The following is a 5086-nucleotide window of genomic DNA, read 5'->3' as shown; positions in this document are numbered from 1 at the left end:
TGAAAATGCCGGCCTTTGAATGGGTTCATGTGCAGCTCCATCAGCAAAAGGGGATGATAAGTTTATCACCACCGACTATTTGCAACAGTGCCCTCTGTCATGGTTGATAAAGTTACCGAAGCTGCCGTTGTGGGTGGCGTGGATACACATAAAGATTTGCACGTTGCCGCTGTCGTAGATCAGAACAATAAAGTCCTTGGGACTCAGTATTTCTCCACAACACGACAAGGTTACCGGCAGATGCTGGCATGGATGACCTCGTTTGGGACATTAAAGCGAATTGGTGTTGAGTGCACAGGTACCTATGGTTCCGGTTTGCTTCGTTATTTTCAGAACGCCGGGTTAGAAGTTCTTGAGGTGACTGCTCCAGACCGGATGGAGCGACGCAAACGGGGTAAAAGTGACACAATTGATGCTGAATGTGCCGCTCATGCAGCATTCTCAGGCATCAGGACAGTTACTCCCAAAACGCGTGATGGCATGATTGAGTCCCTGCGGGTATTAAAAACTTGCCGAAAAACAGCAATATCAGCCCGCAGAGTCGCTCTCCAGATTATCCATTCAAATATTATCTCTGCCCCGGATGAATTACGTGAACAGCTCAGAAATATGACGCGCATGCAGCTCATCAGGACCCTGGGTTCCTGGAGACCTGATGCCAGTGAATACCGCAATGTAACCAACGTTTATCGCATTTCATTAAAGTCCCTTGCCCGACGCTATCTCGAGTTACATGACGAAATCGCTGATCTGGATGTCATGATTGCGGCAATTGTCGACGAGTTGGCACCTGAGCTGATTAAACGTAATGCTATCGGATACGAAAGCGCTTCACAGTTGCTGATCACTGCCGGAGACAATCCTCAACGGTTAAGATCAGAATCAGGATTTGCGGCACTGTGTGGTGTCAGCCCGGTCCCCGTTTCTTCTGGAAAAACGAACCGTTACCGACTTAATCGTGGTGGAGATCGTGCTGCAAATAGTGCACTTCACATCATCGCCATCGGACGCTTACGAACTGACGCAAAAACAAAGGAATATGTCGCCAGGCGTGTAGCCGAAGGACATACAAAAATGGAAGCGATACGCTGTCTAAAGCGATATATCTCCCGCGAAGTTTACACGTTACTGCGCAATCAAAACAGGCGGATCAACAGTATCCCGATAACAGCTTGACTCTTAGAAGGGCGTCCAGGGCAGCCAGTACGGCAGTGACGACTGGCAGCGCTTCTACCGGGCCAATAACCTGGCGCCGAGCATGAGCCGGCGTGGCAACTGCTGGGATAATGCGGTGGCCGAATCGTTCTTCAGTTCGCTGAAAAAAGAACGGATCAGAAAACGCATATATAAAACCAGGGATCTGGCCCGGGCGGATCTTCGATTACATTGAAGTCTTCTATAACCGGTCCCGGCGCCACAGCCACCTCGGCGACGTCAGTCCGGAGGCCTTCGAACAGGCCTCGTCGTGAGGACAGGATTTGTCTACAGGCGTGGGGTCAGTCCAAACTATAGGGCAGGATCGTCTACCGGGGCGGGGTCAGTCCATCAACGGCTCGGAAGTGTCTAGATTATCCGTGGCGATTCACCGGGGCAAACAGGCCGATCAGGAACGACATAAGAAAGTTCTGTATTACCGACAGGTCAAGAAACTGAGCATAAGAGAAACTGCTGAAGCCACCAGTTACAGTACATCTCAGGTCTGCAGGGTTCAGGCCCTGTTCAGGCCTGAAAATTAAGCACATTTTCTGAGGCTGGAAATCAACTCATGCTGACAGCCTGAGCCTGTTGGCATGGTAAGCAATGTGCTCACCAATAAAGCTGGAAATGAAATAATAGCTGTGGTCGTATCCAGTATGATATCGGAACGACGCATTGAGGTTCATCTCATTGCATACTCTCTCAAGGATTTTGGTGCGCAGTTGCTCTTCATAAAAGGCGTCACTCAGCCCCTGATCAATGAAGATTTCTGGTAATTTTTCACCCTGTAAAATGAGGCTGACTGGATCGTAGGCTTCCCACGTTTTTCTGTTTTCACCCAGGTAAGCGCTAAATGCCTGTTGCCCCCATGGCACCTGAGAAGGCGATACTATCGGGGAAAATGCTGATACGCTCACATATTCACCAGGATTTCGCAGAGCCAGCACCAGAGCACCCAGCCCTCCCATAGAATGACCGGATATAGATTTTCTTGCCGTTGCAGGAAAATGATTCATGACGACATCCGGAAGCTCTCTGAGAATATAGTCATACATCCTGTAATGAACATTCCACGGCTGTTCCGTCGCGTTCAGATAAAAACCGGCCCCCTGGCCAAGATCGTAACTGTCGGCATCCGGGACATTATTACCCCGGGGACTGGTATCCGGGACAACAACGATGACGTTATGCCGGGCTGCATAATGCTGCATACCTGATTTGGTGATGAAATTCTGCTCAGTACAGGTCAGGCCCGACAACCAGTATAGTACCGGCAGTTTTTCTGTTACTGCTTTGGGAGGAAGATACACACCGAAATTCATTTCACAATTAAGGGATTGTGAATAATGCCGGTACACGTTTTGCCAGCCGCCAGAGCTGGCATGCTGCTCAATGAGTTCCATCAGCCGTTATCTCATGGTTATTTCCCCTGACCGAAGCCAGGGGAAGTATCTTTAAATCCGGACGTCAGATAAACGTATACGCCGTGATTTTGTTACCCGCCGGATCCCGCAGGTAGGCAGCATAGGCCCCGGGAAGGTGACCACGCGGGCCAGGTTGACCTTCATCAGCTCCACCGGCGGCAAGGCCGGCAGCATGGAAAGCATCAACCTCTTCCGGGGTGGCAGCAGCGAAGCCGACAGTCACCCCGTTAGCGGAAGGTGCTTCACCGTTGCCCGGACGGGCAATGATAAATGCCGGCTTTTCGCGGCCATAGAGTACCCAGCCGTTGCCAAACGGGCCGAGGTTATTGATACCAAGCGTGCCCAGGACGACATCGTAAAATGCGGAGGATTTCTCGACATCGGCTGCGCCAATGAACACATGAGAAAAGATGCCGTCACCAGAAATTACCGGAGTTGTCATTTTCCACTTCCTTCAGTTTGAGTTGATTAAAATTCTGATGGGATCAGTAATGAATCACTGTCCGGATAGATTTGCCTTCATGCATAAGCTCGAAGGCGTCATTGATTTCATCCAGTGTCATCGTATGGGTTACAAATGGCTCAAGGTCAATATCCCCCTTCATGGCATCCTCGACCATACCGGGGAGCTGAGTGCGGCCTTTTACTCCGCCAAACGCGGAACCTTTCCATACGCGCCCGGTGACCAGCTGGAAAGGACGGGTGGAAATCTCCTGTCCGGCCCCTGCGACACCAATGACAACGGACTGCCCCCACCCACGGTGAGCACTTTCCAGCGCTGCACGCATGACGTTAACGTTACCGATACATTCAAAGGTATGGTCAATACCCCACTTGTTGATATCCAGCAGAACATCTTTAATCGGTTTGTCATAATCATTCGGGTTAATGCAGTCAGTGGCCCCGAACTGACGGGCCAGGTCAAATTTTGTCGGATTAGTATCGATAGCGATAATACGTCCCGCTTTTGCCTGACGGGCCCCCTGTACCGCAGCCAGACCAATTGCCCCCAGACCAAAAATGGCAACTGAATCGCCCGGCTGCACTTTAGCCGTGTTATGGACGGCGCCAATACCGGTAGTCACGCCACAACCCAACAGGCAGACGTGTTCATGGTTCGCCTCCGGGTTAATTTTTGCCAGAGAAACCTCGGCCACAACGGTGTATTCACTGAATGTGGAACATCCCATGTAGTGGTAAAGAGGCTGACCGTTGTATGAAAAGCGAGTGGTCCCGTCAGGCATCAGTCCTTTGCCCTGAGTCTCGCGAACCGATACACAGAGGTTCGTTTTACCGGACTGGCAGAATTCACACTCCCCGCATTCAGCGGTGTAGAGCGGAATAACATGGTCACCCGGCTTCACACTGGTGACGCCTTCACCAACTTCAACGACGATACCGGCTCCCTCGTGGCCGAGAACCACCGGGAAAACGCCCTCAGGGTCATTCCCTGAGAGGGTAAAGGCATCGGTATGGCAGACACCTGTGTGGGTGTTTTTAATCAGCACCTCGCCTTTTTTAGGCGGAGCAACATCAATTTCAACAATCTCCAGGGGCTTCCCTGGTGCAAATGCAACAGCGGCACGTGATTTCATACGTAATATATCCTCAATGTAATAATGGCCTCACCTATTTAAGATAGGCACGAACCAGCTCAATCGTATCGTCAACTGATTTACTGACTTCATGACTGTAGCTGTCATTCTGGTCAAAGGTTTCCCGTATGTGGCTCTCCAGCACCTCTGCCATCAGTCCGTTAGCGGCGCCCCGGACGGCGGCGATTTGCTGGAGAACGGAACGGCATTCAGCGCCACTTTCAAGTGCTCTTTCCAGAGCATCAATCTGACCCCGGATACGGCGAACCCGGGTTAGGACCTTTTTTTTCTCTTCAGGAGTACTGGGCATTGCTTACCTCACTGCTCTGTATTTCTTATACTATAGGGGAGTATTACATTAAGATCAACACATACCCCACTATAGTATAATAAATATATCAGAGCACCGGTAATGACTCCAACTTACTGATAGTGTTTTATGTTCAGATAATGCCCGATGACTTTGTCATGCAGCTCCACCGATTTTGAGAACGACAGTGACTTCCTGCCCAGCCTTGCCAGATGCTGCCTCAGATTCAGGTTATGCCGCTCAATGCGCTGCGTATATCGCTTGCTGATAACGTGCAGTTCTCCCTTCAGGCGTGATTCATAAAGCGGCCAGCCATCCGTCATCCATACCACGACCTCAAAGGCCGACAGCAGGCCCAGAAGACGCTCCAGCGTGACCAACGTGCGTTCACCGAATACGTGCGCCACAACCGTCCTCCGTATCCTGTCATACGCGTAAAACAACCAGCGCTGGCGTGATTTAGCGCCGACGTAACCCCACTGTTCGTCCATTTCCGCGCAAACAATGACGTCACTGCCCGGTTGTATGCGTGAGTTTACCGACTGCGGCCTGAGTTTTTT

At 50.9% G+C, this 5086-nt stretch carries 6 protein-coding genes and 2 pseudogenes; 3 read left to right on the top strand and 5 right to left on the bottom strand.

Annotated elements, in window-relative coordinates; all coding sequences use genetic code 11:
• Positions 1–99 precede the first annotated feature (99 nt).
• From ACOTXF_RS23575 to ACOTXF_RS23565, 3 genes and pseudogenes are all read left to right on the top strand, one after another.
• Positions 100–1176 carry an IS110 family transposase gene (locus ACOTXF_RS23575; RefSeq protein ID WP_000227969.1) on the top strand — a complete coding sequence of 359 codons (1077 nt, stop codon included), beginning with the start codon at positions 100–102 and terminating at the stop codon, positions 1174–1176.
• A 16-nt stretch (positions 1177–1192) separates the two neighbouring features.
• A pseudogene (locus ACOTXF_RS23570) lies at positions 1193–1469 on the top strand (IS3 family transposase); the annotation flags it as partial.
• 114 nt (positions 1470–1583) lie between these two features.
• Positions 1584–1736 (top strand): annotated as a pseudogene (locus tag ACOTXF_RS23565) (resolvase); the annotation flags it as partial.
• 27 nt (positions 1737–1763) lie between these two features.
• Here ACOTXF_RS23565 and fghA read toward each other — a convergent pair.
• From fghA to ACOTXF_RS23540, 5 genes are all read right to left on the bottom strand, one after another.
• Complete coding sequence (gene fghA, locus ACOTXF_RS23560; protein WP_012561110.1) at positions 1764–2600, bottom strand: S-formylglutathione hydrolase; 837 nt, start codon at positions 2598–2600, stop codon at positions 1764–1766.
• Positions 2601–2664: 64 nt separating this feature from the next.
• Positions 2665–3063 carry a VOC family protein gene (locus tag ACOTXF_RS23555; RefSeq protein ID WP_012561111.1) on the bottom strand — a complete coding sequence of 133 codons (399 nt, stop codon included), beginning with the start codon at positions 3061–3063 and terminating at the stop codon, positions 2665–2667.
• Between the two features lie 43 nt (positions 3064–3106).
• Entirely contained in the window at positions 3107–4216 is a 1110-nt protein-coding gene (gene frmA, locus ACOTXF_RS23550; RefSeq protein ID WP_017384070.1) for an S-(hydroxymethyl)glutathione dehydrogenase, read from the bottom strand.
• 34 nt (positions 4217–4250) lie between these two features.
• Positions 4251–4526 carry a formaldehyde-responsive transcriptional repressor FrmR gene (frmR, locus tag ACOTXF_RS23545; protein WP_017384071.1) on the bottom strand — a complete coding sequence of 92 codons (276 nt, stop codon included), beginning with the start codon at positions 4524–4526 and terminating at the stop codon, positions 4251–4253.
• 113 nt (positions 4527–4639) lie between these two features.
• Positions 4640–5086 (bottom strand): IS1 family transposase (locus ACOTXF_RS23540; RefSeq protein WP_421635306.1); only part of this gene is annotated, 447 nt, incomplete at its 5' end.

Source organism: Enterobacter cloacae complex sp. IR53041 (assembly GCF_049238285.1).
GTDB lineage: Bacteria > Pseudomonadota > Gammaproteobacteria > Enterobacterales > Enterobacteriaceae > Enterobacter > Enterobacter roggenkampii.
Note: the sequence above shows the minus strand (reverse complement) of the source record. Positions and strands in the feature narration are given on the sequence as shown.

Excerpts from the sequence above, each read along its gene's own strand:
- ACOTXF_RS23575 (WP_000227969.1), top strand. The coding sequence starts at position 100 with ATGGTTGATAAAGTTACCGAAGCTGCCGTTGTGGGTGGCGTGGATACA.
- fghA (WP_012561110.1), bottom strand. The coding sequence starts at position 2,600 with ATGGAACTCATTGAGCAGCATGCCAGCTCTGGCGGCTGGCAAAACGTG.
- ACOTXF_RS23555 (WP_012561111.1), bottom strand. The coding sequence starts at position 3,063 with ATGACAACTCCGGTAATTTCTGGTGACGGCATCTTTTCTCATGTGTTC.
- frmA (WP_017384070.1), bottom strand. The coding sequence starts at position 4,216 with ATGAAATCACGTGCCGCTGTTGCATTTGCACCAGGGAAGCCCCTGGAG.
- frmR (WP_017384071.1), bottom strand. The coding sequence starts at position 4,526 with ATGCCCAGTACTCCTGAAGAGAAAAAAAAGGTCCTAACCCGGGTTCGC.